We start from the raw sequence: 239 nt of genomic DNA on the forward strand, positions 1-239 counted from the left end.
GCCATTGCTGAAAGACGCCTGGCAGTTGTCGAATCAGAACGGGGAGATCGGCCTGCTGCTGGCAGAAACGCTGATTGCGCTGAACCGTTCTGAAGATGCGGAAGCGGTGCTGAAAACCATTCCGTTGCAGGATCAGGACACCCGCTACCAGGGGCTGGTGGCGCAAATCGAACTGCTGAAGCAGGCGGCTGATACTCCGGAAATTCAACAGTTGCAACAGCAGGTGGCGGAGAATCCAG

Annotated in this window: 1 pseudogene; it reads left to right on the top strand. The window is 56.9% G+C overall.

The annotated features are described in order from the left end of the window. A pseudogene (gene cnoX / locus SB772_RS45240) lies at positions 1-239 on the top strand (chaperedoxin); the annotation flags it as partial.

The organism is Paraburkholderia sp. SIMBA_030 (genome assembly GCF_046535245.1).
GTDB lineage: Bacteria > Pseudomonadota > Gammaproteobacteria > Burkholderiales > Burkholderiaceae > Paraburkholderia.